This window comes from Sorangium sp. So ce726 (assembly GCF_051521405.1).
Classification (GTDB): Bacteria; Myxococcota_A; Polyangia; order Polyangiales; family Polyangiaceae; genus Sorangium.
In genome coordinates this window covers 4328717-4353517 of the sequence record NZ_CP150349.1, presented here as the reverse complement: position 1 = coordinate 4353517, position 24801 = coordinate 4328717, and the positions used below count along the sequence as shown (strand labels likewise).

At 71.9% G+C, this 24801-nt stretch carries 25 protein-coding genes; 12 read left to right on the top strand and 13 right to left on the bottom strand.

The annotated features are described in order from the left end of the window. Positions 1–161: 161 nt before the first annotated feature. Together WME79_RS16305 and WME79_RS16300 are read right to left on the bottom strand one after the other, a co-directional pair. Entirely contained in the window at positions 162–1028 is an 867-nt protein-coding gene (locus tag WME79_RS16305; RefSeq protein WP_437536347.1) for a hypothetical protein, read from the bottom strand. Between the two features lie 9 nt (positions 1029–1037). Next, entirely contained in the window at positions 1038–2654 is a 1617-nt protein-coding gene (locus WME79_RS16300) for a hypothetical protein (RefSeq protein WP_437536345.1), read from the bottom strand. A 125-nt stretch (positions 2655–2779) separates the two neighbouring features. Between WME79_RS16300 and argJ the strand changes: the two genes are divergently transcribed. The 6 genes from argJ (at position 2780) to WME79_RS16270 (ending at position 8199) form a co-directional block, all read left to right on the top strand. Beyond that, the gene (gene argJ / locus WME79_RS16295; protein WP_437536342.1) at positions 2780–3955 is read left to right on the top strand and encodes a bifunctional glutamate N-acetyltransferase/amino-acid acetyltransferase ArgJ; all 1176 of its coding nucleotides are present in this window, start codon (positions 2780–2782) and stop codon (positions 3953–3955) included. Positions 3956–4283: 328 nt separating this feature from the next. Continuing rightward, positions 4284–5159 carry a hypothetical protein gene (locus WME79_RS16290; RefSeq protein WP_437536339.1) on the top strand — a complete coding sequence of 292 codons (876 nt, stop codon included), beginning with the start codon at positions 4284–4286 and terminating at the stop codon, positions 5157–5159. A gap of 158 nt (positions 5160–5317) precedes the next feature. Next, the gene (locus WME79_RS16285) at positions 5318–5926 is read left to right on the top strand and encodes an OmpH family outer membrane protein (RefSeq protein WP_437536336.1); all 609 of its coding nucleotides are present in this window, start codon (positions 5318–5320) and stop codon (positions 5924–5926) included. A 41-nt stretch (positions 5927–5967) separates the two neighbouring features. Next, the gene (fabZ, locus tag WME79_RS16280) at positions 5968–6435 is read left to right on the top strand and encodes a 3-hydroxyacyl-ACP dehydratase FabZ (RefSeq protein WP_272098066.1); all 468 of its coding nucleotides are present in this window, start codon (positions 5968–5970) and stop codon (positions 6433–6435) included. A 20-nt stretch (positions 6436–6455) separates the two neighbouring features. Continuing rightward, entirely contained in the window at positions 6456–7070 is a 615-nt protein-coding gene (locus tag WME79_RS16275) for a TlpA family protein disulfide reductase (RefSeq protein WP_437536333.1), read from the top strand. Between the two features lie 28 nt (positions 7071–7098). Next, on the top strand, positions 7099–8199 hold the full coding sequence (locus WME79_RS16270) for a dipeptide epimerase (protein WP_437536331.1): 1101 nt from the start codon (positions 7099–7101) through the stop codon (positions 8197–8199). Here WME79_RS16270 and WME79_RS16265 read toward each other — a convergent pair. Continuing rightward, positions 8165–8875, bottom strand: coding sequence for a pseudouridine synthase (locus tag WME79_RS16265; protein ID WP_437536328.1), 711 nt, complete (start codon positions 8873–8875; stop codon positions 8165–8167). The two genes, WME79_RS16270 and WME79_RS16265, sit on opposite strands and share 35 nt — an antisense overlap. An 11-nt stretch (positions 8876–8886) precedes the next feature. Continuing rightward, positions 8887–10113 (bottom strand): protein phosphatase 2C domain-containing protein, encoded by a 1227-nt coding sequence (locus WME79_RS16260; RefSeq protein WP_437536325.1) that lies wholly within the window; start codon positions 10111–10113, stop codon positions 8887–8889. Between the two features lie 289 nt (positions 10114–10402). Between WME79_RS16260 and WME79_RS16255 the strand changes: the two genes are divergently transcribed. After that, positions 10403–10552: a hypothetical protein gene (locus tag WME79_RS16255; protein WP_157906681.1), complete on the top strand. Its 150-nt coding sequence runs from the start codon at positions 10403–10405 to the stop codon at positions 10550–10552. A 259-nt stretch (positions 10553–10811) separates the two neighbouring features. Beyond that, a complete protein-coding gene (locus WME79_RS16250) occupies positions 10812–11777 on the top strand; it encodes an FHA domain-containing protein (RefSeq protein WP_437536321.1) in 966 nt (321 codons plus the stop codon). 122 nt (positions 11778–11899) lie between these two features. On the opposite strand, the gene WME79_RS16245 is transcribed toward WME79_RS16250, so the two are convergent. The 7 genes from WME79_RS16245 to WME79_RS16215 form a co-directional block, all read right to left on the bottom strand. Beyond that, positions 11900–13039, bottom strand: coding sequence for an acyl-CoA dehydrogenase family protein (locus WME79_RS16245; RefSeq protein ID WP_437536318.1), 1140 nt, complete (start codon positions 13037–13039; stop codon positions 11900–11902). A 79-nt stretch (positions 13040–13118) separates the two neighbouring features. Continuing rightward, positions 13119–13262 (bottom strand): hypothetical protein, encoded by a 144-nt coding sequence (locus tag WME79_RS16240; RefSeq protein ID WP_437536316.1) that lies wholly within the window; start codon positions 13260–13262, stop codon positions 13119–13121. Next, positions 13262–13540 (bottom strand): CcmD family protein, encoded by a 279-nt coding sequence (locus WME79_RS16235; protein WP_437536313.1) that lies wholly within the window; start codon positions 13538–13540, stop codon positions 13262–13264. Before WME79_RS16235 ends, WME79_RS16240 begins: the two co-directional genes overlap by 1 nt. Positions 13541–13544: 4 nt before the next feature. Further along, on the bottom strand, positions 13545–14336 hold the full coding sequence (locus WME79_RS16230) for a cytochrome c biogenesis protein (protein ID WP_437536310.1): 792 nt from the start codon (positions 14334–14336) through the stop codon (positions 13545–13547). A gap of 106 nt (positions 14337–14442) precedes the next feature. Next, the gene (locus tag WME79_RS16225; RefSeq protein WP_437536307.1) at positions 14443–15714 is read right to left on the bottom strand and encodes a TolC family protein; all 1272 of its coding nucleotides are present in this window, start codon (positions 15712–15714) and stop codon (positions 14443–14445) included. Positions 15715–15917: 203 nt separating this feature from the next. Next, positions 15918–17381, bottom strand: a complete 1464-nt coding sequence (locus tag WME79_RS16220; protein ID WP_437536304.1) for a sigma-54-dependent transcriptional regulator — start codon at positions 17379–17381, stop codon at positions 15918–15920. A gap of 22 nt (positions 17382–17403) precedes the next feature. Then, the gene (locus WME79_RS16215) at positions 17404–18579 is read right to left on the bottom strand and encodes a diguanylate cyclase (protein ID WP_437536301.1); all 1176 of its coding nucleotides are present in this window, start codon (positions 18577–18579) and stop codon (positions 17404–17406) included. A 190-nt stretch (positions 18580–18769) separates the two neighbouring features. Between WME79_RS16215 and WME79_RS16210 the strand changes: the two genes are divergently transcribed. Next, entirely contained in the window at positions 18770–19738 is a 969-nt protein-coding gene (locus tag WME79_RS16210; protein ID WP_437536298.1) for a COX15/CtaA family protein, read from the top strand. A gap of 53 nt (positions 19739–19791) precedes the next feature. On the opposite strand, the gene WME79_RS16205 is transcribed toward WME79_RS16210, so the two are convergent. Continuing rightward, complete coding sequence (locus WME79_RS16205) at positions 19792–20475, bottom strand: hypothetical protein (protein ID WP_437536296.1); 684 nt, start codon at positions 20473–20475, stop codon at positions 19792–19794. A gap of 60 nt (positions 20476–20535) precedes the next feature. Between WME79_RS16205 and WME79_RS16200 the strand changes: the two genes are divergently transcribed. Continuing rightward, positions 20536–21111 carry a DUF99 family protein gene (locus tag WME79_RS16200; protein ID WP_437536293.1) on the top strand — a complete coding sequence of 192 codons (576 nt, stop codon included), beginning with the start codon at positions 20536–20538 and terminating at the stop codon, positions 21109–21111. Positions 21112–21156: 45 nt separating this feature from the next. Here the strand turns inward: WME79_RS16200 and WME79_RS16195 are convergent, their stop codons facing one another. After that, positions 21157–22620 (bottom strand): hypothetical protein, encoded by a 1464-nt coding sequence (locus WME79_RS16195; RefSeq protein ID WP_437536290.1) that lies wholly within the window; start codon positions 22618–22620, stop codon positions 21157–21159. Between the two features lie 244 nt (positions 22621–22864). Here WME79_RS16195 and WME79_RS16190 point away from each other — a divergent pair, with 244 nt between their 5' ends. Together WME79_RS16190 and WME79_RS16185 are read left to right on the top strand one after the other, a co-directional pair. Next, a complete protein-coding gene (locus WME79_RS16190; RefSeq protein WP_437536287.1) occupies positions 22865–23461 on the top strand; it encodes a bactofilin family protein in 597 nt (198 codons plus the stop codon). A 169-nt stretch (positions 23462–23630) separates the two neighbouring features. Continuing rightward, positions 23631–24461, top strand: a complete 831-nt coding sequence (locus tag WME79_RS16185) for an SRPBCC family protein (protein WP_437536284.1) — start codon at positions 23631–23633, stop codon at positions 24459–24461. Positions 24462–24801 lie beyond the last annotated feature (340 nt).

Sequence of the window (24801 nt, the reverse complement as noted above, 5' to 3'; positions counted from 1 at the left end):
CACCACGGCTCGCATCGCGTAACGCATCGCTCTGCGACAATTGAACCCGCTCAACGTGAACACCGCGTTGCAGTCGCGTGATCCGCGTGTGGAGCCAGCGCGGCGGCGCGGGCGTGGGCGGGCGTGGGCGGGCGTGGGCGGGCGTGGACCGGAGCCGCCGCTCACCCGCGGCGCGGTACCGCCCGGCATACCCGGACGAAGCCGATCTCGCTGTGCCCCGCCTCGATCCGGTCGATCCACCAGGCGAGCCCCGGGGCCCTGGTCCGGATGAGCTCCGCCTGCTCCGCGACGCGCGCGGCGTCTCCCCGCGCGGCATACAGCTCGGCGCGGAGCGCGCAGGCCTCCGGCTCGTAGACCCCATCGAGGACGTCGAGCACGGTCGGGTCCACCTCGCAGAGCGACTCCGGCCCGTACATCAGGTCGCGCAAGATGCGGTTGAAACGGAGCGGATCGCCCCGCTCGACGCGGCCCGGGGCCGGCGCGGCGCGCGTGTCAGCCGGAGGGAGGCTCGTCCAGCGGCCCCACGATCCTGCGCGGGCGATCTCGGGCGCGAGCCGCGTGAGCTCGCGCTCCTCCTCGGGGCCCGGCGCCGCGAGCTCGATCGGCACCTCCGGGCTCTCCACGAGATCGAACGGCCCCGCGTAGACGATCACCAGCCCGTAGCGACCGGGCTCGATCCCGGAGGGCAGAAACGGGGAGACGTCGACGAGCATGCGCCGGCTCACGCCCGGCGAGAGCTGGAACACCGGCGTACCGACCTCGTGGACGACGATCCCCGAGGGCTCGGCGCTCACGACCTCCTCGCCGGAGCTCGCCCTGGCAAGGCGGATCCCGATCGCGCCGGCGTTTCCTGCCCAGCTCGGGCGCAGCAACCCCCGGATGCCGGCCCCGGGGTCGTCGGCGCACACGGTGATGGCCACGTGCAGGGGAAAGCCGAGCACGTAGCGGCGATCGTGATCGATCGAGCACAGCGAGAGGCCCGGCGGACGGGCCGGCTCCCCGCCGCTCCACGCGCGGTCATCCGACATGGCGGCCCCTCATCTCCATCGGAGTCCTCTGTTGTTCTCCAGGCGCACGCGCCGCGTCTCCTTCATATGGCGCCCGCAGAGACCTTCACCGACCTGCCCGGCGGTCCCCGGAATGAGCTGCTGGTCGGCGCCGATCATCCAGTGGGAGCGATAGTTCATGCAGCACGTCGTCTGGCGCGGCGTCCGATAATCGAAAAAACCGCACTTGTGCGGCATTCCGAACGCGTGGGTGAGCTCATGGACGATGGTGTGGAGCGTGCGCTGCTCGTAGCCGCTCCGCGGCTGCGCTCGCTCGGGATCCCAGAAGGCCCTGTGATGGGTGAAGAGGATGGTCCTGCCCGCGAAGTACCTCGTCGACCCGAGCTCGATCGTGGGGCTCATCCCGGCGGCGTAGGCGGCGCCTTCACCCCGCACCTCGACCTGGACACGCGCCGGGATGCCGTAGCCCGGGGGCTCCCACGCCGCGCCGCTGCGGCGGGCGCGCGGGAAGAAGAAGAGGCGGTCACGGTACGCGTGGGCCAGGGACCCGTCGCCGGCAGTGAACTGGCTCTGGATGTCGTGCGGCTCGAGCCAGAGCCGGGTCCGCGGCGGATCGGACAGGGCGATCGCGCTCGCGACCCCGAAGGCGATCTGATAGCCGTCCCAGCGGAAGCTGACGGAGCTCGCGTCCGGGTGATCGCCGGGGATCTCCACGAACTCCCTGCGCCTCTCGCCCTCGCCGCCGTCCAGGATCGCGACCGTCCCGCGGAACAGCACCTCGCCAGGCGCATCGGGCAGGGGGTGCGGCTCGAGCGCGGCGATCAGGCAAAACCAGCCAGGCTCTCCGGCGTGAGAGAAGATCTCGCTCACGAAGCGCGAGGCCTGCTCGCCGAGCGCGCCCGCGTCGGGCGCCAGGTGTTGCCGGTCCTCGATCACCCGCTCCTCGGAGAAGTCGAACTGGGTGAAGACCTGGTCGAGGTGCGCGGGCACCTGCTCGAGCGGCAGCGCCGGCGCGCTCTCCATCCTGATGTACTCGACGTCGATCCGGCGCCAGAGCGTCATGATCCCGGTCTCGTCGGCGGCGCCTTCCGCGAGGCCCTCGGCGTCGATCTCGGCGCGGAGGATCAGGTTGTCTCCGGCGATATCGGTCATGTGGCGCCGGATCGTGCTCCGCCCCCCCACGATCGCCGTGCTCGCCGTGGTCTCCGTCGCGTCGGACAGCGCGTAGCCCTCCACTTCTTCCCAGCCAGGGCTCGAGTCCTCCGTCCCCTCGTTGTCCTCGCCGGTCGGCCCCACGTAGGCTCCCTCGGCGCTGTAGTCGTTCTCATCGAGGGTAGGAGCCCAGTCCGGGTGCACCTCCGGCCGCTCGTTGAACGGATCGTCAGGATCGCGCGCTCTCCAGCGGATCCGCGCCCCCTGCGCGAGTTCGCCATCCGGGCTCGTCACCTCGGCCGTGATCTCGATGAGCTGTGTATTCCTCGTCCATCGCCCGTCGAGATCTCGATTGATGTAAACGCGTCCCTGGTTGTCGAGGCTCGTGTATCCGGGGCTGTATCCCGCCGCACGCGTCGTCCCTGGCGACGCCGAGCCACCTGGAAAGCCCGGGGAATACAGCCCTTTGATATCGACGATCCGGACGGCGATCATCGGGACGAAGCATTGCAAATGCCGCGCTCAGCCCGGCCGCCTCCAGGCGTCTCATCCCCCCGGGCGCGTGCCCTCCGCTTGTCGCTTTCTCCCGGCGCGCGTTCGTGCGTAGACTCCGCGCCCTCATGAGCTTCGAGCCAGTTGCAGGTTTTCGTTTCGGCGCCATCAGCGCCGGGATCCGGAAAGACGGGCGCATCGACGTCGCGCTCGCGGTGGCAGATCAGCCGGCGGTCGTGGCCGGGATGTTCACGCGGAATCTGGTGCGCGCGGCGCCCGTGGACATCGCCATGCAGCGCGTCCGGTCGGGGCGCGCTCGCGCCGTCGTCGCCAACAGCGGCTGCGCGAACGCCTGCACAGGCGAGGCAGGCTGGAAGGCGACGCTCGACACGACGCGCGCCATCGCCGAGTCCATCGGCGCCTCGGAGGACGAGGTGCTCCCCGCCTCGACCGGCGTGATCGGCGCCGTCCTGCCCGCGCACAGGATCATCGAGCGTGTCCCCGAGCTGTCGGCGCGCCTGTCGCCGAAGGGCTACCTCGATTTCGCCCAGGCGATCTGCACGACCGACCGCTGGCCGAAGCTCGCGCAGCGCAAGCTCGGCGCGGGCGCGACGCTGCTCGGCATCGGCAAGGGCGCCGGGATGATCCACCCCGACGTGGGCCCGCCCCACGCGACGATGCTGGTCTTCCTGTTCACCGACGCCGTGCTCGACGCCGGCGAGGCGAACGACGCGCTGGCGGCCTCGTGCGACGTGACGTTCAACGCGTGCAGCGTCGACGGGGACACCAGCACCAACGACACGGTGCTCCTCTTGTCCTCCGGCGCGTCGCAGCGCCGCGTCTCGCGCGACGAGCTCTCGGCGGGCCTCACCGAGGTCTGCGGCGAGCTCGCGCGCTCGATGGTGGCCGACGGCGAGGGCAGCACGCACGTCGCCGAGATCCGCGTCCGCGGGCTCGCGACGCGCGACGGGGCGCGCGCCGTCGCGCGCACGGTGGCCACGTCGATGCTCGTGAAGACAGCGCTCTTCGGCAAGGACGCGAACTGGGGGCGGCTGCTCGCCGCCGCGGGCCGCGCCGGCGTCCCCTTCGACCCGCGCGAGGCCCAGATCCTCGTCGGCGGGATCCCGATCGTGCGGAACGGCGCGCCGGTCGGGGCGGAAGCCGAGCTCAAGGCGAACGAGGTGCTCGCGCGCGACACCTACGTCATCGAGCTCGTGCTCGGCAGCGGCCCCGGCGACTTCGCGTACCTCACGAGCGATCTCGGACACGGCTACGTCGACGTGAACGCGGGGTACCGCTCCTGATCCTCGCGGGGTGACCGGCCGGGCCGCTCGCAGGGAGCGCCCCGCGCCTTCGCCCTGACCGGAAGCGCCCGCTGCAGCATTCCACATCACTCCCGGGCCCAGAGCGCCGGCCGTCCCCCGCCTCACGCCGCACGATCCCGCCGATCAGTGAACCTCGCGCGACGAGCGCAGGTGAACGCAGGTTCACAAGCGGGTTCACAAAATGAGCGCCTCGTCGGGCTTCCCGGCGCTCCTCTCCGGCCGCCCCGTGGCACGCTGCGTGTTAGCGCGCGTCATGGTAGTCGTGCGGGAAGGCCGCGCCGGTGCCGGCCGCCGCTGGAGGACTTCGATGCTTCTTCATTCCCCCCTTGCGAAGATCCTGGGTCGAGGCGCGCTGTTCCTGATGATCGGCGCGACCGCGACGGGCTGCGGCGGCTGTGGCGATGCGTCGCTCCAGTGCGACCCCGATGGCGACAACTGCTTCCTCTGCGACGGCTACGGGTGTCGCCCCGTGGAGCCGGACATCGACGGCGCCAGCAGTGGGGGGTGGGGCGGTTCGGGTCCGGCAGACCCGGGTCAGGGCGGCGCGGGCCAGGGCGGCGCGGGAGGCGCGGAGGCCGAGTGCGACGCCGAGCTCACCACGTGTCCCTGTGACGGCGACGGCGCGTGCGAGGACGGCACGCGGTGCGTCGACGGGCTCTGCATCGCGGCGTGCGAGTTCAGCTACGAGTGCGGCGACGGCAGGGTGTGCGTGAATGGCGAGTGCGCTGACGGCTGCTCCAACGCCTCGCCATGCGCGGAGCCCGGCACGCGCTGCGACCGCGGGGTCTGCGTCCCCGACCCCGCGAACCCCGCGTGCAGCGACGCGGCCCCGTGCGAGGGCGGCGCCGTCTGCGTCGACGGCGCATGCACCACCGGCTGCGCGACGCACGCGGACTGCGCTCCCGGCGAGGTGTGCAACGCGGCCACCGGCGCGTGCATGGACGACCCCTCTCCTCAGCCCGGCTGCGGCGCCAAGGCCTGCGCGGCGCAGGGCCAGGAGTGCATGGATGACGGCTACTGCCACTACCCGTGCGAGAACACGCGGGCCTGCCAGCTCATCGACAGCCGCTTCGTCGGCTGCACGGACGGGTTCTGCAAGACGCGGGAGGAGGTCGCGCCGGAGTGCTCGCTCGACGAGCCTTGCCCCGACGGCGAGAGCTGCATCTCGGGCAAGTGCCTCTGATCCCCGGGAGGAGGCCGGGCCCCTCGCGCCGCCGCTCCGGCGGCTGCGGCGAAACGATGCTCGATGCCGACGGACGAGGGGCCACCCCCGCCCCTCACCTCCCGCGCTCCCGCCCCGCACACCTTGACCGTCCGTCACGCGGCGGGTAATCGCCTCCAATGGTCTCCCGCTCTCCTGTCCATCGGCCCGCGCATCGGCCCGCGCCGTTCTTCGCCCGGATCGCCCGCGCCGCCGCCGTGTCGCTCGCCCTCGCCGTGCCGGGCGTCGCCGCCGCCGAGACCCGGATCGCCGTCGTCGACGTGCAGCACGCCGTCATGCAGACGGAGGACGGCATCCGAGCGCAGGCCACGCTGAAGAAGCTCTTCGACCGGCGGCAGCAGGAGCTCGACGCGAAGCAGACCGAGCTCCAGCGGGCGCGCGAGGACATCGAGAAGCAGTCGCGCGTGCTCTCGCGCGAGTCGCTCCAGAAGCGGATGGAGGACTGGCAGCGCCAGATGGTCGAGCTCCAGACCGTGTTCGTCGACTACAACAAGGAGCTCCAGAAGAAGCAGGGCGAGCTCACCGGGCCCATCCTCAAGAAGATGATGCTCATCGTCACCCGGATCGCGAAGAAGTCGGGCTACGAGATCATCTTCGACAAGCAAGCGGCCCCGTACGTCCGCGCCGATCTCGACCTGACGGAGCAGGTCATCCAGCTCTACAACACCGGCGGCGGCGAGGACGACGCCAGCGGCGACAAGGCGGAGAAGAAGGACGACGCGAAGTAGCGCGCCGCCCGCGCGCTCCCCACCGCGGAAAGGAGCAGGCCTTGCCTGACCGAACCCAAGCGCCCGTCACGCTCGACATCCACCAGATCCTGTCGATCCTGCCGCACCGTTACCCCCTCGTGATGGTCGACCGGGTGACGGAGATCACCGCCAACAAGTGCATCCGCGGCTACAAGTGCGTCGCTTACAACGAGCCCTGGTTTCAGGGGCACTTCCCCCAGCGGCCGATCATGCCCGGGGTGCTGATCCTGGAGTCGCTCACGCAGCTCGGCGGCATCCTCGCCTATGCGTCGGATCCGTTCGACGCCACGTCGAACCTCATGTTCTTCCTGGGCATCGACAAGGCGAAGTTCCGCCACACCGTGACGCCCGGCGACCGGCTCGATCTCTACGCCGAGGTGCTGCACCACCGCTCGAACGTCTGGAAGCTGCGCGGCGAGGCGAGCGTCGACGGGACGCTCTGCGCCGAGGGAGAGATGCTCGCTTCCATCGTCGATCGCGAGCCCTGATCGGGGAGGGAGATCTCGTCATGAGCCCCAGTCCATCGCCGTCGTTCGCTCGTGTCCTCGCGGCCCTCTGCGCCTCGCTCGCCCTCTCGCTCGCAGGCGGCTGCGGCGGCGCCGCGCCCATCGCGCCCCCGGCGCCCGAGACGGGCGGCGGCCTGATCGGCTCGGCGGCGCCCGAGCTCGCGGCCGAGGTCGTGAGCGGCGAGGGGCCCTCCACGCTCAAGGACGCGCGCGGCAAGGTGGTGATCGTCGATTTCTGGGCGACCTACTGCCGCCCTTGCAGGAAGTCGTTCCCCAAGTACCAGGCGCTCGTCGACCGCTTCGGCGGCAATCTCGCCGTGCTCGCCGTCTCCCTCGATGCACCCGAGGACGTCTCGACGGAGCAGATCGCGGGGTTCGCGGACGAGGCGGGGGTCAGGTTCAAGATCCTCTGGGACAAGGACCAGAGCGCGGAGAAGGCGTACAAGCCGCGGAGGATGCCGACCGCGTTCGTCGTCGATCGGGGCGGCGTCGTGCGCCATATCCACGCGGGCTACGAGGACGGCGAGGAGGACAAGATCTCCCGGGAGATCGAGGCGCTGCTCGGCCCGGCCGGGGCGCCGCCCTCGCCGAGCGACGGCGACCGCCGATCTCCTTGAGGTTCCCGAGGAGGCGACGCTCGTCTTGATGACCCCCACGCTGATCCGGCGCGTCTCGGTCGAGGCGCTCGACATCCCGCTGCACGAGCCGTTCGGGATCGCCGGCGGCGCGCAGGAGCGCGCGGCGAACCTCCTCGTCACCGTGGAGCTCGCCGACGGGACGCTCGGCTTCGGCGAAGCGGCGCCGCTGCCCGCCTTCAACGGCGAGACGCAAGACGGGTCGCGCGCCGCCGCCCTCTCCCTGCGAGAAGCCGTGGTGGGCTCGGACGCGCGCGCGTGGCGCGCCGTCGCGCGCGCGCTCCGCGCGGCGTCCGGCGGGGGCGCGGGGGCGGCGCGCTGCGCCATCGAGACCGCGATCCTCGACGCGCTCGCCACGCGCGCGGGCATGCCGCTCTGGGCCTTCTTCGGTGGCTCCGGGACGGCGCTCACGACCGACATCACCATCACCACCGGCTCGCCGGAGCGCGCCGAGGAGGCCGCGCGGCGCGCCTCGGCCATGGGCTTCCGCACGCTCAAGGTGAAGGTCGGCGGCCACCTCGCCGCGTCGGACCCAGCGCGCATCGAGGCGATCCACGCGGCCGCGCCCGGGGCGTCGCTGATCCTCGACGGCAACGGCGGGCTCAACGCGGGCGAGGCGCTCGCGCTCGTCGCGCACGCGCGCCAGCTCGGCGCGGACGTCGCGCTGCTGGAGCAACCGGTGCCGCGGGACGACTGGGACGGCATGAAGGAGGTCACGCGGCGCGCCGGCGTCGACGTGGCCGCCGACGAGAGCGCCGCCTCCGCGGAGGACGTCCTCCGCGTCGCGGCGGAGCGCGCGGCGACCGTGGTCAACATCAAGCTGATGAAGGGCGGCATCGCCGAGGCGCTCGACATCGCGGCGGTCGCCCGCGCCGCGGGGCTCGGGCTCATGATCGGCGGGATGGTCGAGTCGGTGCTCGCGATGACGGCGTCGGCGTGCTTCGCCGCAGGCCTCGGCGGGTTCTCGTTCGTCGATCTCGATACGCCCATGTTCCTCGCCGAGAACCCGTTCGACGGCGGCTTCGTCCAGCGAGGTGCGGCGCTCTCCCTCGAGGGGATCCGCGCCGGCCATGGCGTCACCCCGAAGCGCCGCGATCCAGGGGCGGGCTAGCGGTCGCGTCAGCGACGGCGCCGATCCACGCCGGCACGCCCAGCTGATCGAACGGGCCTCGCAGGTCGTCGGGCAGCGGCGCGGAGAGGCGCAGCGGCGCGCCCGTCTCGGGGTGGGCGACGGCGAGCTCGGCCGCGTGGAGCGCGAGGCGGTGCAGCGCATACCGCTCGCGGAACAGGCGGTTGTGCTCGCCCTTGCCGTAGTTCACGTCGCCGATGATCGGGTGGCTGATGTGCTTCAGGTGCCTCCGCACCTGGTGCAGGCGGCCCGTGCGCGGGCGCGCCTCGACGACGGCGTAGCGCTCGAGCGCGTGGAGGCGCTCGAAGTCGGTGACGGCCGGGACGCGCGGGCCCCCCTCGCGCCGCGGGATCGGGTGATCGATGCACCCGCGCTCGGGGGGGACGCCGCGGACGAGCGCCAGGTAGCGCTTCCGCGCGAGGCCCTGCTCGAACTGCGCGCCGAGCAGCGCGGCGGCGGCGGCGTCGAGCGCGACGAGCAGCACGCCGCTCGTCGCCCGATCGAGGCGGTGGACCGGATAGACCTTCCGGCCCAGCGCGCGCTCGGCGAGGTCGACGAACACGACCGGCGCGTCGCCCCAGCCGCGGTGCACGAGCAGCCCGGACGGCTTCGCGAAGGCCGCGACGCGATCGTCCAGGTGGAGCAGGGAGAGCTGCATCGCGGCCGCGCTCATCCGGTCCCGAGCGCGAGGTACCGCGCGAGCCGCTGGTACAGGGCGGCCGCGAGATCCGCGTCGTGCTCGCAGACCTCGGCGAAATCGTCCTTGCGGATCCGGATGAGCCGCGTCCGCGCCGCGGCGACGGGCAGATCGCCCTTGCGCCGCGCGCCCACGAGCGACTCGGGGAAGAGCAGCCCGGAGGACACGACCCGCCGCCCGTCCGGCAGATCCACGGCCCCGTCGAGCACCAGGTACGCGACCAGGTCGCTGGCGACGTCGCGCGGGATCCGATCCCCCGCGCTGAGCTCGACCTCCACGCCGGCCGCGAGCGCCCCGAGCACCGCCGCGGGGCTCATGCCGGCGAGGAGCGGGCACGCGGAGAGCACCGACAGATCGCGCGAGGACGGGCCGGCGTCGTCCGCGCGCTTCACGAAGCGCTCCTTGATGTCGATGACGATCGCGCTCGCGTTGTCGTGGCCCCCCCGCTCGCGCGCGTGGCCGAGGAGGCCGGCGGCGACCTCCTCGGGCCCGCCCTTCGAGCAGAAGCGGGAGAGCGACGCCTCGCTGTCGACCGCGTTGTGCACCCCGTCGGTGCAGAGGAGGATGCGGTCGCCGCGCGAGAGATCGACGAAGACAGTGTCGACCGCGACGGTGCCCGCGAGCCCGATCGCGTTCACGAGCGGGTTCCGTTGCGGCTTCCTGGCCGGGGTCGGGTTGCCGGCCGCGCGGAGCGTATCGTAGAGGGCGTGGTCCTGGGTGAGCTGGACGGTGGTCGTCGGGCGAACCAGGTACGCGCGGCTGTCGCCCGCGTGGGCGAAGAACGCCCGGCTGTGCGCGAGCACGACGAAATCGAGCGTCGTGCCCATCCCCTGGTAGCTCGGCTCCATGCGGCGCGCCTCCAGGATGGCCGCGTGCGCGGCCTCGGTCACGCGCCGGAGCAGCGCGAACACCTCGCGCCGCGCCTCGATGTTCGGGTCGGCCACATACGCGTCGAGGATGGCGGCGGCGGGCGGACGCAGCACCTCGGCGCGCACCGTATCGACGGCGATCTGAGCCGCGACCTCGCCCGCGGCGTGGCCGCCCATCCCGTCGGCGATGCCGAAGAGGGCGAGCTCAGGGCAACAGAGGATCCGGTCCTCATTGCTCGGGCGGACGAGGCCGACATCGGTCGATGCGGCGAACTCGATGCGATAGTCGAAGCGTGGGAGGATCCGGGACACCGCGACCAGGATAGACACCGTGCGGGCGGCGTCAAAATGGCGCTTCTGTTGACGACCGCGCGGAGGCTCCACGCCCGCTCGCCTGCGTCCGCCAGCGCTCGCCCCGGGCCCCTGCCGCGAGCGCGCTGGGCGCCGCCCCGCTGCCCCCTGGCGCGGCGGCGCCCAGCGCGGGCATCGCCGTGGCCCCGCCGACGCGGGCCGGCGCGCCCTGCGCACCGGCCGCGGCGAGGCCGTGCCTCCGGCGGACACACCAGCGTGCAACGCGCACGGATCCACCGTTGGCCCGACTCTCGCGTCTTCGGGGAGCATGCAACTCATCGAGGTGGACGTCGGGCGCTTTCGGCTCGAATTCGGCGGAGGGCTCGGGCTGGAGGTCATCGTCCTGTTCAGCCGCTCGGTGGCCTTCTGGCGCTGGGGCGGCGAGCTCGTTGCGGAGGTCAGCGTCGGCGTGAGCTGAGCCGGACAGCCGTCGTCTCGACCTGAGCCCCGCCGGCCACAGCAGATTCGGGGCGCGCAGCGAAAGAGCCCCAGACGAAAAATTCCGGTAGGATTCGGCTCGACCGCATGAGGCCTCGCTGCTGTCTGACATCCACCACGCTCGCTCCTGCCGCGGCTCTGCCGGAGGCCTGCGCAGCGACTCCGCCGTTCACGCTCGAGCTCGGCGGTCCGACGCGGACTGCGGGGCGCGCGACCTCGCGCCGCTCGTGGAGCGCGCGATGACGGTAGAACCGAGGATCGACGTCGCCACGATGCGGCGCGCCCTGTCCACCGCCGAAGCGGTGATGGCGCTGAACCCTCCCGAGTCGCCGATGAGCGAGGGGTACCGGCTGTTCCGGGTGTCAGGCGGTGACGTCGCGTGGCTGGACCTGCCCGCGAACAGCGGCGCGTATGCCGTCTTCGGCTCGCACCCGCGCTGCGACATGAAGTTCGCGTCGGGCGACGATGTCTGCGTGCGCCACCTGGTCGCCACCTGCTGCAACCTCCCCGACGGCGGCTTCGGCCTGCGGCTCATGGATCTGCAGACCTCGATCCCCTTCTTCGTGGACGACGACGTGCCGCGGCGGTCGATCGTCGTCAGCGGCCCGCTGCTCGTGCGCATCGGCAAGCACGTGGTCGGCGGGCTCCCGGTCGGGCCGCGCGCCTCGTCGAGGGCGCTGGAGGTGAGCTCGTGCGGGATGAGCGAGCCGCCGCGTGGCCTCGAGAGCATCGCGGACAGGGCGATCAGCGAGGGCGCCGCGCCGCCGCCGGCGACCGAGGGCATCACGACCAGCCACCGCTTCGCCCGCGGAGAGATCTCGCACATCACATCGGTGCGCCCCGTCTCGCACATCGAGGAGATGGTGGCTCCGCGCGCGAAGAACGGGTACGTGCGGCTCACGCTGCAATCGAGCGAGCGCAGCGCCGCGGTCGAGCTGCCCCAGCAAGCGCTCGACGACGGCGTGCTGCTCGGGCGCGCCGACAACTGCCTGGACCGCGGCCTGCGCGCCGTCCTGAGCACGCACATCTCGCGGACTCACCTGCTGCTCCTGCGGGACGGCGCGGAGATCATGGCCCTCGATCTCTGCTCGACGAACGGGACGAGGTTCGCGGGCCAGAAGGTCCGCCGCGTGATGGTGCCCGCCGAGGGCCTCGCCCTCACGCTCGGCCCCGAGCTCACGCTGATCTGGCACCCGCAGACCTGACACGCTGGCCGCGCCTGGCGGCCGCTGGCCGCCCTCGCGGCGAGGGGCCCGGTGGTCCCCGAGGTGCGGCACGTTCAGCCGAAGTACCGCACCCCAGGCCGCGCCTCGCGGCGCGCTACACGCTACGCTAGCAGCTGGCGCGCGATGACGAGGCGCTGGATCTGGCTCGTGCCCTCGTAGATCTGGAGGACCTTCGCGTCGCGCATCATCTTCTCGACGGGGTACTCCTTCACGTAGCCGTTGCCGCCGAACACCTGCACGGCGTCCACGGCCGTCTGCATCGCGCTGTCGGCGCCGTAGGCCTTCGCGAAGCTCGAGACGATCGGGTCCCGCACCCCGTGATCGAGGTTCCACGCGGCCTTCTGGTAGAGCAGGCGCGTCCCCTCGACGCGGATCGCCATCTCCGCGAGCATCCACTGGATGAGCTGGTGGCTGCCGATCGGCTGGCCGAAGGTCTTGCGCTCCTTGGCGTAGGCCACGCACTCGTCGACGCAGCGCCGCATCAGGCCTGTCGCGGCCGCGCCGATGTCGGGGCGGGTCTGGTTGAAGGTCTCCATGGCGAGCTTGAAGCCCTGCCCCTCGGGCGCGAGCAGGTTCGCCTTCGGCACCTTCACATCATCGAGGAACACCTGGGCGGTGTCGCTCGCCCGCTGGCCGAGCTTGTCCTCCTTCTTGCCGACGCGGAGGCCGGGCGTGTCGCGGTCGACGATGAACGCCGCGATCCCCTTGTGCCGCAGCTCCGGGTTCGACGTCGCGAAGATCACGTAGTAGCGCGCGTAACTCGCGTTCGTGATCCAGCACTTCTGCCCGTTCAGCACGTAGTCGTCCCCGTGCTTCGTGAAGCGCGTCTTGAGGCCCGCGACGTCGCTGCCCGCGTCCGGCTCGCTCGTGCAGTAGCTCGCCATGATCGGCTCGGCCGTGAGCATGCCGAGGTACTTCTTCTTCTGCTCCTCATTGCCCGCGAGCTTGATGGGCGTGAGCGCGAGGCCGTTCGCGAGGAAGCTCGTCTGGATCCCGGTACACCCGTACGAGAGCTCCTCGGCGAGGAGGGCGTTCTCGAGCTCGCCCATCCCAGGTCCGCCGTACTCGGCCGGGCAGGTCGGGTTGACGAGGCCGATGTTCCAGCCCTCCACGAAGACATCCATCGGGAAGTACGATTTCTGATCGCACTCGGCCGCGATCGGGAGGATGCGCTCCTTCGTGAAGCGACGCGCCGTATCGATGAGAGCCTTGTGCTCTTCGCTCACAGAGAAATCGACCACCTTGTGACCTCCGGCTAGTGGGGCGGGGACGGCGCTCACCGGGCCCGCCAGCTACGCGGGACGGGGGCCTGCGCCCCCGTCACTCCTTCATTCTGCGCCTGCGTCGATCGAGCTCGGCGCGCACGGCGCGGCTGCCCAGAATGTAGCCGACGATCAGCCCAAGCATCAGCACCACGGGGATGTAGAGCGCGTGCTGCGGGGTCATCTCCCCCAGGTTCGGCATCAGCTCGCCCCCTGGCCTGCCCCGGCCCGCGCCTTCTGCACGGCGGCCTCGAGCGCGTCGATGCGCCGGTCGATCTGCTTCTGCCGGCGCCAGGAGAGGAAGACCAGCGCGAAGAGGATGAGCCAGATCGCGGCGTACGCCTCGACCAGCAGCTTCTCTCCGCTCTGCATGTCGTTCCCCCCTTGAACGGGGCGGAACGCCTGCGCCCGGTCGTCCGACGTGGTGCTCGTCGGCTGCTGCAACGCCGCATGGGAGAACAAGGAATGATTGGAATTCACGTTGTCAGTCCTCTCCGATGCCGGCTTCGAGGGCATCTTGCTCGATCTCCGCGAGCCGCGCGGACGCGAGATCGACGCGGTAGCGCGCCCACACGAGCGCGAGGGTGAGCAGGGTGAACGAGAGGAAGCCGAAGCCGAGCGCCATCTTCATGTCAGGGTGCCCGAGGCCGCCACCTTTGCCCGTGATGACCGTGGGGTGGTTACCGCCCCACATCTTCACCGAATAATGGATGATCGGCAGGTTGGCCGCGCCGAGGACGCCGAGGGCCGCCGCGAACTTGCGCTCGGCGTCGCTGTCGCCGGTGAAGGCGCGGAGCACGACGTAAGCGATGTAGATAAGCACGCTGAGCAGCGACGTCGTGAGGCGCGGATCCCACGTCCAGTACACGCCCCACGCCTTGGCGGCCCACAGCGGACCGGTGACGAGGACGATCAGCCCCATCGCCACGGCGACCTCGGCGCCGGCCTTCGCCAGCGAATCCCAGCGCTGGGTGCCGCGCGCGAGGTAGCCCGCGGAGCCGATGAAGCAGACGGTCGCGCCGATGTACATCGCGTACCCGGCGGGGGCGTGGAAGTAGAAGATCTTCTGCACGATCCCCATCGTGGCCTCGGTCGGCACGACGTACGCCACGAAGTGGAGAGTGCCGATGATGGCGAGGGCCGACGCCGCGAGCAGGACGTAAAACGCGATGCTGGCGCCTGCGGAGACCCCGCTCGTCGCGCGCCGCGCCGCATCACCGTTCGCTGCCAAAGCCACCTTGTCCGGCGCCCGCTCGACGTTGACGTTGGCTCCCATGCTGTCGCGCACCGTACTGCCAAGGACGGTCGCGTTCAAGCCGGGGTGAAGCAGAGCCGAGCGACGCAGCGCGTACCTCAGCGCGGCCGCCCCCTCGCTCCGTCGCTCAGGTGCCGTCCGGCGCGATGGCGTCCCAGCCGGTCGCCTTCGCGAGCCGCGACATCGCCATGTCGAGATCCATCGTCGCGTTCAGCTGGTTAAATCGGTTCGTGGCATATGCCTTGGCCGGATCGATGAGATCCTTGTCCGTCATCGTCCCGACGTCGATTCCTTGCTGCACCATCACGAGCCAGCGCTTCCCGTACTTGGCCGCCTTGGTGTAGGCGTCGAGCCGCTTCTGGGCCTCCACGACCTCGGCATAGGCGGTCTCGACCTCGGTCGCGACCCCGCCCATGGCGAAGCGCTGCGTCGCGGCCATCTCCTCGAGCTGCGCCTCGGCGGCGCGGATGCGCGCGGATTGCGGCAAGAGGTCGAGCTTCCACTGCAGCGCGAGCGCCGCGCTGTAGTGGAAGAAATTGCCGGGGTCGCTGGTGAACGGGTTCAGCTGATCCGCGACCTCCGGGGCGGCGCTCACCCCGACCTGCAGGGCGATGCCGATGTCGGGGAACAGCTGCGCGCGCGCGAGCCGCACCTGCGCGGACCTCGCGTCGAAGCCCGCGCGCGCCTGCGCGAGCTCCGGCCGGTACAGGCGCGCCGCGGTCAGGTAACGGGTGACGTGCCCGAGCCGGTGCTTCGGCGGGCGGATCGGGAGATCGGGGATGTCGAGATCCGCGACGCCCGTATAGAAGCGCAGCCCCGCGAGCGCGACCGAGATGTATTTGTCGACCTCTGCCCCGCGCGCCTCGAGCTCGGCCCCGAAGGTCTGCAGCTTGAGCAGCTCGATGGGATCGCCCTCCTCGCGCTCGACCTGCTCCTCCAGGCGCCTGAGCGCCTTGTCCATCTCGGCCCTCACGTCCACGAGCAGGCTCCGGGAGTCGCGCGCGAGCTGGAGGCCGAAGTAGGCCTTGCGGACGTCGAGGCGCACCGCGTCCCGCTCCTTCTCGACGCTCGCCTGGTTCACCCGGACGTTCGCCTCGGCGGCGTCCCAGAGGTTCGTGATCTTCCCGAACGTCCAGAGCGGGACGACGCCGTCGATGTTCACGCGCCAGCCGACGCCGAGGCTCGAGGTGAGCGAGACGTCGGTGTTCGGGCTGAAGACGTTGTTCCCGCGGACGGTCGGCGCGAGCGCGACGCCGCCCGTCAGCTTGAACTGCGAGAACGGGGCGTACCGCGCCTCGTCGAGCTGCGCGCGGACCTGGTCGAGCTTCGCGCGGGCGACGGCGACGTTCGGGTGATTGCGGTCGGCGAGCGCGAGGACGCCGGGGAGATCGTGGACCACCGCCGCTCGCCGCCCGGGAGCCCCGCCGGCGTCGGCGGCGGCAGCGGGGAGCGGCGCGAGCCGGACCGCGAGGGAAACGGCGGCGGCAGCAAGGGCAGCTCGTGCAGCGCGTCGGGCCATTTTCGGCGCAACGTAGCACGAGCCGGCCGCGCGCTTGCGCGAGGTGCGCGCGCGACGTGCGCCTGGCGCGACGTGTCCGCGCGTCAGCCCGCGTCGCCCTTGCTCGGCCCCGCCCCGTCGCTCTCCCCCTGCGCTGCCTCGTCCCCGCGCGACGCGACCTTCTTCTTCAGCCTCCGGAAGTTCGAGCGATCCATCCCCGCCTGCCGCGCCGCCTCGCTGAGGTTGTTGCCCGTGCGCTCCAGCAGGCGGCCGACGTAGATCTGATCGAACGCGTCGACGGCGCGCTCCTTGGCCTCCGCGTAGGGGAGATCGCAGAGCTCGGCCGGCAAGACGAGCGCGTCCCTCGGAGGGCGAAGCGGCGGCCCGGAGCGCCCCGACACCGAGGGCGGCAGATCCGCGGGCAGGATCGCCTCGCCGCGCGCGGAGATCACGGCGTGCTCGATGGCGCTCTCGAGCTCGCGCGCGTTGCCCGGCCACGCGTGCTCGCGGAGCAGGCGCGCCGCCTCGGGGCCGATCCGCTTGACGTCGCGCCCGTGCCTGCGCGCGCACCGGTTCAGGAAGTGGCTCGCGAGCAGCGCGACGTCCTCCCTGCGCCGCCGGAGCGGCGGCAGCTCGACCACGATGACGCCGAGGCGGTACGCGAGATCCTCCCGGAGCTGGCCGGTGGAGGCGAGCTCGCGGAGGCCTTCGCACGTCGACGCGATCACGCGCACGTCGACGCGGCGCGGCTCGCCCCCCGCCCTCGCGATCTCGCCGTGCGTGAGGACCCGGAGCAGCCTGGCCTGGGCCGCGAGCGGCAGCGCCGAGACCTCGTCGAGGAAGAGCGTGCCCTTGTCCGCCGCCTCGATCAGGCCGCCGCGGGCGCGCCCGTCCTGCGAGGCGTCGCCGCCTTCGCCGAAGAGCTCGTCCTCGGCCCGCGACGCCGGCAGCGCGCTGCAGTCGACGTCGACGAACGGCCGCGCGGCGCGCGGGCCGCGCCGGTGGACGGCGCGCGCGACGAGCTGCTTGCCCGTCCCGCGCTCGCCCATCAGCAGGAGGGGCGCGCCGACGGCCGCCACGCCGAGCGCCTTCCGGTAGGCGTCCTGCATCGCGGCGGAGCTCGTGATCACCTCGCCGAGCTGCTCGTGCTCGTCGACCCGCTCCTCGAGGGCCCGCGCGCGGCTCTCGAGCCGCCGGCGCTCGATCGCGCGCTCGATCGCGATCGAGACCGCGGCCTCCGCGTCGACGGGCTTCGTCACGAACCCGTATGCGCCGGCGCGCACGGCCGCGATCGCGGCGTCGAGGTCGGCGTGACCGGCCATCACCACGACCTCGACGTCGGGGTACGTGGCCCTGATCCGATCGAGCACCTCGGCGCCGCTCATGCGCGGCATGGCGAGGTCGAGCAGCACCGCCTCGACGCGGGTCGTCGCGAGCAGCCCGAGCGCCGCGGGGCCGTCCTCCGCGGTGAGGACGTCGAAGTCGCGCACGAGCGCGCGCGCCAGGCCGCGGCGCAGGGCCGGCTCGTCGTCGACGAGGAGGATACGGGCGCGATCTGCGGCGTTCACGAGGCGGAGCGGCGAGACAGGACTACAGCGGCTTGCGTGAGGGGAAGGGCGGGAGGTCGGTGCCCCGGCGTGTCTGCGGCTCCCTCGGCTCGTCGGTGGTCGCATGCGCCGCATGCGCCGCGTGCGTCGCGGCGAAGGCGGGATCGCTCGAGCGCCGGAGCTTCCCTGGCGGGGGCGAGGACTGCGGCTCGCCGCTCGCCGTCGGCGTGTAGATGTGGCCGTGCTGCTGGAAGACGCAGATCCGGTTGCCGCCCTCGCGCTTCGCCTGGTTGAGCGCGCTCTCCGCGGCCCGGATCAGCGCGTCCTTGGAGCGGACGTCGCGCGAGGGGTAGAGCGAGACGCCGATCGAGACGCTGCACGGCCTCGCCTCTCCGCCGAACTCGACCGGGTTGCCGGCGGCCTCGCGCCAGATCCGCTCGGCCACCGTCAGCGACCCGGCGAAGTGGGTGCTCGGCAGGACGATGAGGAACTCCTCGCCGCCATAACGCGCGACCACGTCCACCTCCCGGACCGAGCGGCGGATCCCATCGGCCACGCGCCGGATCACGGCGTCGCCGAGCGAGCGCCCCCCGGTCTCGTTCATCACCTTCAGCCGATCGATGTCGACGAGCACGCAGGCGAACGGCTCGTGGTAGCGCTCCGCGCGCTTGAACTCCTCGTTGAGCCGCGTGAAGAGGTAACGGTAGTTGTAGAGCCCCGTCAGCTCGTCGTGGATGGAGAGCTGCTCCAGGTAGGCGCGCTGCGCCGCGACCTGGTCGTGCAGCCGCTTGATCCGGAGCATCGCCCCGACCCGCGCGAGGAGCTCCTCCTCCTCGAACGGCTTGCAGACGTAGTCATCGGCGCCGATCTTGAGCCCCTCGACCCGGTTCGCCGTGTCGCTCTTCACGGTGACCAGCACCACGGGGAGGAACGACTCCGAGGTCATGCTCTTGAGCAGCCTGCACGCCTCGAGGCCGGTGAGCCGGGGCATCACGATGTCGAGGAGCACGAGATCGACCCCTCCCCGCCCGATCAGCTCGATCGCCTCCTGACCGTCGTCGACCGCCTCGACCTGGAAGCCCGCCTTCTGAAGGATGCTCACCAGCATCTGGCGCGCGAGGCGGTCGTCGTCGGCGACGACGATCCTGGCCGGTCGACCGCTCGGGAGCTCGATCGGCGCGGAGAGCGGAGCGCTTCGGATGTCGTCGCTGTTCGGCACGGGCACATCCTCCCTTCAGCCGGGGCCGGGCGCAACGAGATCGCGCTGCGGCGGACGCCGCCTCGCCGCCGGTCGCGCGCTGTCGCGCGCGATGGCGCCGACGATCGCAGGAGTTGCCCGGGCAAGTTGCCCGTGCATCGCCGATCTCGCGCGGGCTGCCGTCGCGCAGGTTTCGCGGTAAGGACCCGGCATGACTCAAGCGCGGTTCTGGAAGCTCGCGGCGCTCGCGCTGGCCTTCACGCTCGGCGTGATCCTGTGGGGCGCGTTCGTGCGCGCGACCGGCTCGGGGGCCGGCTGCGGCAGCCACTGGCCGACGTGCAACGGCGACGTCATCCCACGCTCTCCGAGCGCGGCGACCTTCATCGAGTTCACGCACCGCGCCACCTCGGGCGTCGCGTTCCTGCTCGTCGCGCTGCAGGTCGTCTGGGCCTTCGTCGCTTATCCGTCGGGCCACCCGGTGCGCGGCGGCGCGGCCGCGTCGATGCTGTTCATGATCACCGAGGCGGCGGTCGGCGCCGGGATCGTCCTGCTCGAGTACGTCGCCCACGACGCGTCGGCGGCCCGCGCGCTCTGGATGGCCGTGCACCTCATCAACACGTTCCTGCTGGTGGGCGCCATGACCTGCACCCTCTACTGGGCGCGCGGGGGCCGGCGCGTCCGCTTGCGCGGCCAGGGGGTGACGGGCGCGCTGCTGGGCGCCGGGCTCGCAGGGGTCCTCGCGGTGGGCGTGACCGGGGCCATCGCCGCGCTCGGGGACACGCTCTTCGCCGCGGCCTCGCTCCGCGAGGGCCTGGCGCAGGACTTCTCGCCCGCAGCGCACTTCCTGCTGCAGCTGCGCGTGCTGCACCCGACCGTGGCGGCGGCCGTCGGCGTCTACCTCCTCTTCGCCCGCGGCGCCGTCGCTGCCCGGCGCCCCTCGCCCGAGGTCGCGCGGCTCTCGGCGGCGACCGGAGCGCTCGTGCTGCTACAGATCGGCGCGGGGCTCCTCAACCTCCTCTTGCTCGCGCCGGTGTGGATGCAGCTCGTCCACCTCCTGCTCGCCGATCTCCTGTGGATGGCCCTCGTCACGTTCGCCGCGGCGGCGATGGGCGAGCAGGCCTCGGCGGCGGACGCGGGCCCGCCCGGGGAGAAGGCCCGGCGGGAGGCGGTCGCCATCTAGTTGCCCTCTGGCGGTGAGCTCGGCCGCGGCCCGGGCCCCGGCCAGCCGGAGTTCTAGAGATCCGAGCTCTCGTCGCTCCCGGGGTCCTGCGAGATCGTGCGGCGTTCCGAGCGCTTGCGCGCGCCCTCGGCCGGCGCCGCGGAGCGCTGCTCGGGGATGGACGGGGGGAAGTCGACCTGGAGCACCATCCCTTGATCGGTCTCGAGCACGCGGTAGGTCGCGTCGGCCTGGGTGCGCAGGTCGATCACCATGTCGAGATCGTTGCCCTGGCCGACGAGCTGCACCTGGGTCACCGGGGTCGCGAAGAACGACGTCACGAGCGGGAAGCGGTTCGTCTGGATCGCCCCCGCGCCCTTCAGCCGGTAGACGAGGCGTCCGGCGGCCTTCGACTCGGCGACGTCGACCTTGCCGCCGTGGATCTGCACGAACACGCGCGAGCCGCCGGCCGGGAGCATGCGGAAGCCGGGGAAGGTGGCGACCGGCCGCCCGACGAGGCTCGCCTGCGTGTCCTTCTTGGGCTTGCGCGCGCGCCCGGGGCGCTTCCGCGCGGCCGCCGGCGCGCCGGCGCTGCCGCCGCGCGGCTTGTTGACCGCCGGCTTCTGCGGGGCCGCGGCCTTCTCCGGCGCCGCGGCGGCCTTCGGGGCCGGCTGGGCGGTGGCGCCCTGCGCGAGGGCGAGCGACGAGGCGAGGCCGAGGGCCAGCGAGAGGCTCAGCGAGAGGTGCCTGGGAGGTCGCATCCTACCAGTACAGCACGACCGCCTGGCCCGGCAAAGACGGCAGCACGTTAAGCTCCGCGTGTGCCGGCTCGCGCTCCACGCTTCTCCCACGTCATCGGCGTCGACGACGCGCCGTTCGCCCGCGACCACCGCGGCGACGTGCAGGTCGTCGGGACCGTCTTTTCGGGGCTGCGCCTCGAGGGCGTCCTCTCCACCCGCGTGAGGCGGGACGGGCGGAACGCCACGCCCGCGATCGCCGCGATGATCCGCGGCTCCCGCTTCTACCCCCAGGCGCAGGTGGTCATGCTCCAGGGCATCGCGGTCGCGGGCTTCAACGTCGTCGATCTCGCGGCGCTGCGCGAAGCCCTCGCCCTGCCGGTCGTGGTGGTGGCGCGGCGCCGCCCGGACCTCGACGCGATCCGCGACGCGCTGCTCTCCCGCGTCCGGGGAGGGCGCCGCAAGTGGGCGCTCATCGAGCGCGCCGGCCCCATGGAGCCCGTCGCGGGCGTGTACGTGCAGCGCGCCGGGATCTCGCTGGACGACGCGAGCGCGCTCATCGCGCGGCTCTCGGTGAACGGCCACCTCCCCGAGCCCCTGCGCGCCGCGCACCTCATCGCCGGCGGGGTGACCACCGGCGAGAGCCGCGGGCGCGCGTAAGGGGACGCTGACGAGCCGCTGACGGGCCGCGACGGCTCGCGCGCGTCAGAGCGTCTGCCGGCGCGAGGCGCTCGCGGTGCCTGCCTTCTCGGCCTTCTTCCCGCGGCCGGTGACCTTCGAGTAGATGACGTCGAGGTTGGCGTTGATGTCGAGATAGAACTGAGCGTCAGGGCTATAGAAGAAGTTCCTGCGCTGGCCGTCCTCCCCGAGCTGCCCGGTGGTGTTGTTGTAGCCGAGCGTGACGTCGACGACCTCGTAGACCGGGTGGCTCACGTTGATGTCGAACGCCGTGTTCGGGAGGTAGGTGGCCCCGTGGGAGTCATACCCGGCGCAGCCGGTGCTGATCTCGACGCATCCCTCTCCGAGCTCGGGCTTGAACCGGCTGAGCAGCGCGAAGCTCGCCCCCAGCGAGAGGTCCTTGTAGAGCGGCACGTCGAGATCGAGGCTCGTGGTCAGGCGATTGAGGGCCTGAGCATACCCACTCAGCTGTTCGTCGCGCGCGACCTCGCCGCTCGGGTTCTGCCGGAGTCGTCGGATGTCCGGGTTCACACGCATGATCGATCGGGAGAACAGGTGGGCGTACGTCACGCCGAGCGTCGCCGTCACATGGCTGAGCCCGTCGGCCTTCGAGCCGAGCACCTTGATCTTCTGGGTCACCTGCGGGCCAAGGGACACGGTGAAGTAGTCGCCTGAGTTCCAGCTCTGCGGCGAGGTCGGCAGGGTCACGCGCAGCCGCATGGCCGCGTCCGTCTTGTACTCGCCTTTGTTCGCGCCGCCGCTCTCCCAGAGCGCGCGGCTGTACCGGGCGCCGAGCGTCGTGTCCTTGAGCTGCGGCTCCCGGTACGTGGCGGTTGTGTCGCTGTTCGTGAGCTCGACGAGCCAGCCGATCTCGGCCGACAGCGACACCTTCTCCTTGGGGCGGTCAAGCAGGTAGTAGTTCGGCCGCAGCGTGAAGTCCCAGCCGTAGACCTGGATATCGGGCGTGTACTCGCCGCCGACGCCGAAGAGGGTCGTGCTGCCGGCCTGGTTCCAGGTGAAGCTCGTCCCGCGCCAGCGCAGGTTCGTCGCTTCGTCCTCCTCCTGCACGGCATCGGCGCCGGTGGCCAGATTCGACCGCACCACCAGGGGGACCGCCGCTGCGTCCCGCCGCGGAGTCTCCGGGGCGGACGGCGGCTCCGCCGGAGGCTCAGGCTGCGCGGGGGGCGCTGGCTCAGCGGGCGGAGCGGCAGCGGGCGCAGCAGCCACGCCCGGCGCAGCCGCAGGGGCGCCGGGAGCCGCGGCAGGAGCGCCGGGCGCAGCAGCGGGAGCGCCGGGCGCAGCAGCAGGCGCTCCAGGCGCAGCAGCAGGAGCGCCGGGAGCGACCGGCGCCGGGGCGGCCGGTTGCTGCGGCGGCTGGAGCGGCGTGGGATCGGCCGGCGGAGCTGCCGGCGGCGCGGGCGGCGTCTGCGCGGACGCCACCGAGATGCTGCCCAGGACACCGGCAGCCACAAGCAACGATCGGAACGTCATCTCCACTCCCTCTCCTGGTCGCCTCGGACCCTCACGCTCCCACCGCGCGCTCGGCCAGACGTCGGCCGAGGCTCCGCGCGCCCCCCAGCGATCAGCACGCCGGGACACCAGCTCGGTCCGCCCCCTCTGCAGAAAACGTACCCTGCCGCAAATCGGACCCAAGCATTGGAAATAATTGGACAACCACGGCCACTGCCGCGCGCCCGTTACGCCACTGACGCGCACCCCCGTTGCGAATGTGACGATGCCTGAAGTAAGCCAGCAGGCGATGGAGCCGATGTCCTTCCCGGGCGACAGGGATTCGCCCCTCTCGCCGCGATCCCCAGGAAGCCCCCGCGGCGACGACGGCGGGGGCCACCGGCCCACCGAGATCAACGCCCTCCTGGGCCGCGGCACGCACTTCGAGGGCAAGCTCTTCTTCGAGGGCCGCGTGCGCATCGACGGCAGCTTCCGCGGCGAGATCCGCGGCGAGGACGTGCTCGTGATCGGCGAGGGGGCGCTCGTGATCGGGGAGATCCACGTCGTCACGTGCATCGTCACGGGCGGGGAGGTCCAGGCGAGCATCCGCGCCCGCGATGCCATCGAGCTCTACGCTCCATCCAAGGTGACCGGCGCCCTGCACGCGCCCGCCATCTTCATCGACCGCGGCGTGCAGTTCGACGGCTCCTGCAAGATGGCGCCGCTCGACGAGGAGCCAGGCGAGCGGCCCCTTCGGCCGCCCGCGGTGTCGTCCGAGTCCGACGCCGACGCTGCCGGACAGCAGGCAGCGAGCGCTGGCGAGGACAGCGGCGGCAACGCACAGCGCGGCGCGAGCGCGAAGCGCGCCGACGCCGATCGCTGAATTCCGACCTCGTCCGAAGAAAGCATGTTTTCTGTAGTGCGCAGGCGTGCGGCCGCGTGCTCACCGAGTTACATGTAGCGAGGGGCTGCGGTCTCGCCGCCCGAGGCGCATGTCCGCGACGTGGGGGGGAGCCCGCGTGCCGACGGACGTCGCTCGAACAGGAGAGTCCATGAAGAAACTGTGGTCCCTGTCCTTGATCGCCTTCTCGCTCGCCGTCCTCGCCCTCTCCCTCTCGCCGCGCGCGGCCCGCGCCGCCGACGCCGAGTCGGAGAAGCTCGCGTCGCTCGGAAAGGCGCTCCGGTACACGCTGAAGACCACCGGGCCCGTCGCCGCGATCGACACAGGGGGCGCGGCGATCCTCGTGAAAGCGCCCCTGCCGACGGTGCGGAAGATCATCACCTCCTACGGCAACTACAAGACGTTCATCGGCTCCTTCGATCAGAGCCGCGTGCTCGCGAAGCGCAAGGGCACGAGCGAGGTCTATCTCCAGGTGCCGATCCTGAACGGCGCCGCGCACATCTGGACGGTCGCCGACATGTCGCCTCCCACCAAGGACGGCGCCGACGAGGTCATCTCCGGCCGCCACAAGCGCGGCAACGTCTCCGACTTCCGCGCCCGCTGGCGGCTCCGCGCCGTCGACGAGCACCACACGATCCTGAAGCTCGAGCTCTTCGTCGCCCCGAAGCTCCCTTTCCCGCCGTCGGTCGTGACGACACAGCTCGTCAAGGCGGCCGACAAGGCGGTGACCGCTGTGCGGAATCGCGCACAGTCCGAGGCGCCCCCCGGCGCGCGGGCGACCACCGCTGCCGTCCCCGATGCGTCGCCGGGCGCCGCGGCGAGCACGCCCGCCGCCGCGTCCGCTGACGCTGCCGCCGCCGCGCGAGGCGGCGACCAGAGCAGCGTGACGCCGGCCTCCGCCCTGCTGCCAGCGAGCGTGTCCGATCTGCCGCCGGCCGACGACACCAGCGTCCAGCGCGACAAGGACGTGGCGCGCCGCTAGCTCGCCTCGCAACCGACGCAACCGACAGGGCGCCTCGCGACGGAGCGCCCAACCCCCTCCTCCCCCTCCCTTCTTCCGTCCGCCCTTCCCCGCTCGGTCTACCGAGGGGGCTCGCGCCCCCGTCGTGACCCCCGGTCGCCCCGCTCGCCGCCGCCCACCGCTGAGCCTGTTGAAAACTGCAGAGCGCCCCGGGCGTGCTCTAGCCCGACCTCACTGCGTGCAATTCCGCAGGTCTACGGGGCGCTACGGCCCGGACCGTCCGGGGTTCTCAACAGGTTTTTCAACACGCATTCCCATTTCCCCACAAGAATTCCCACATTCCGCGTGACTTTTTCAACAA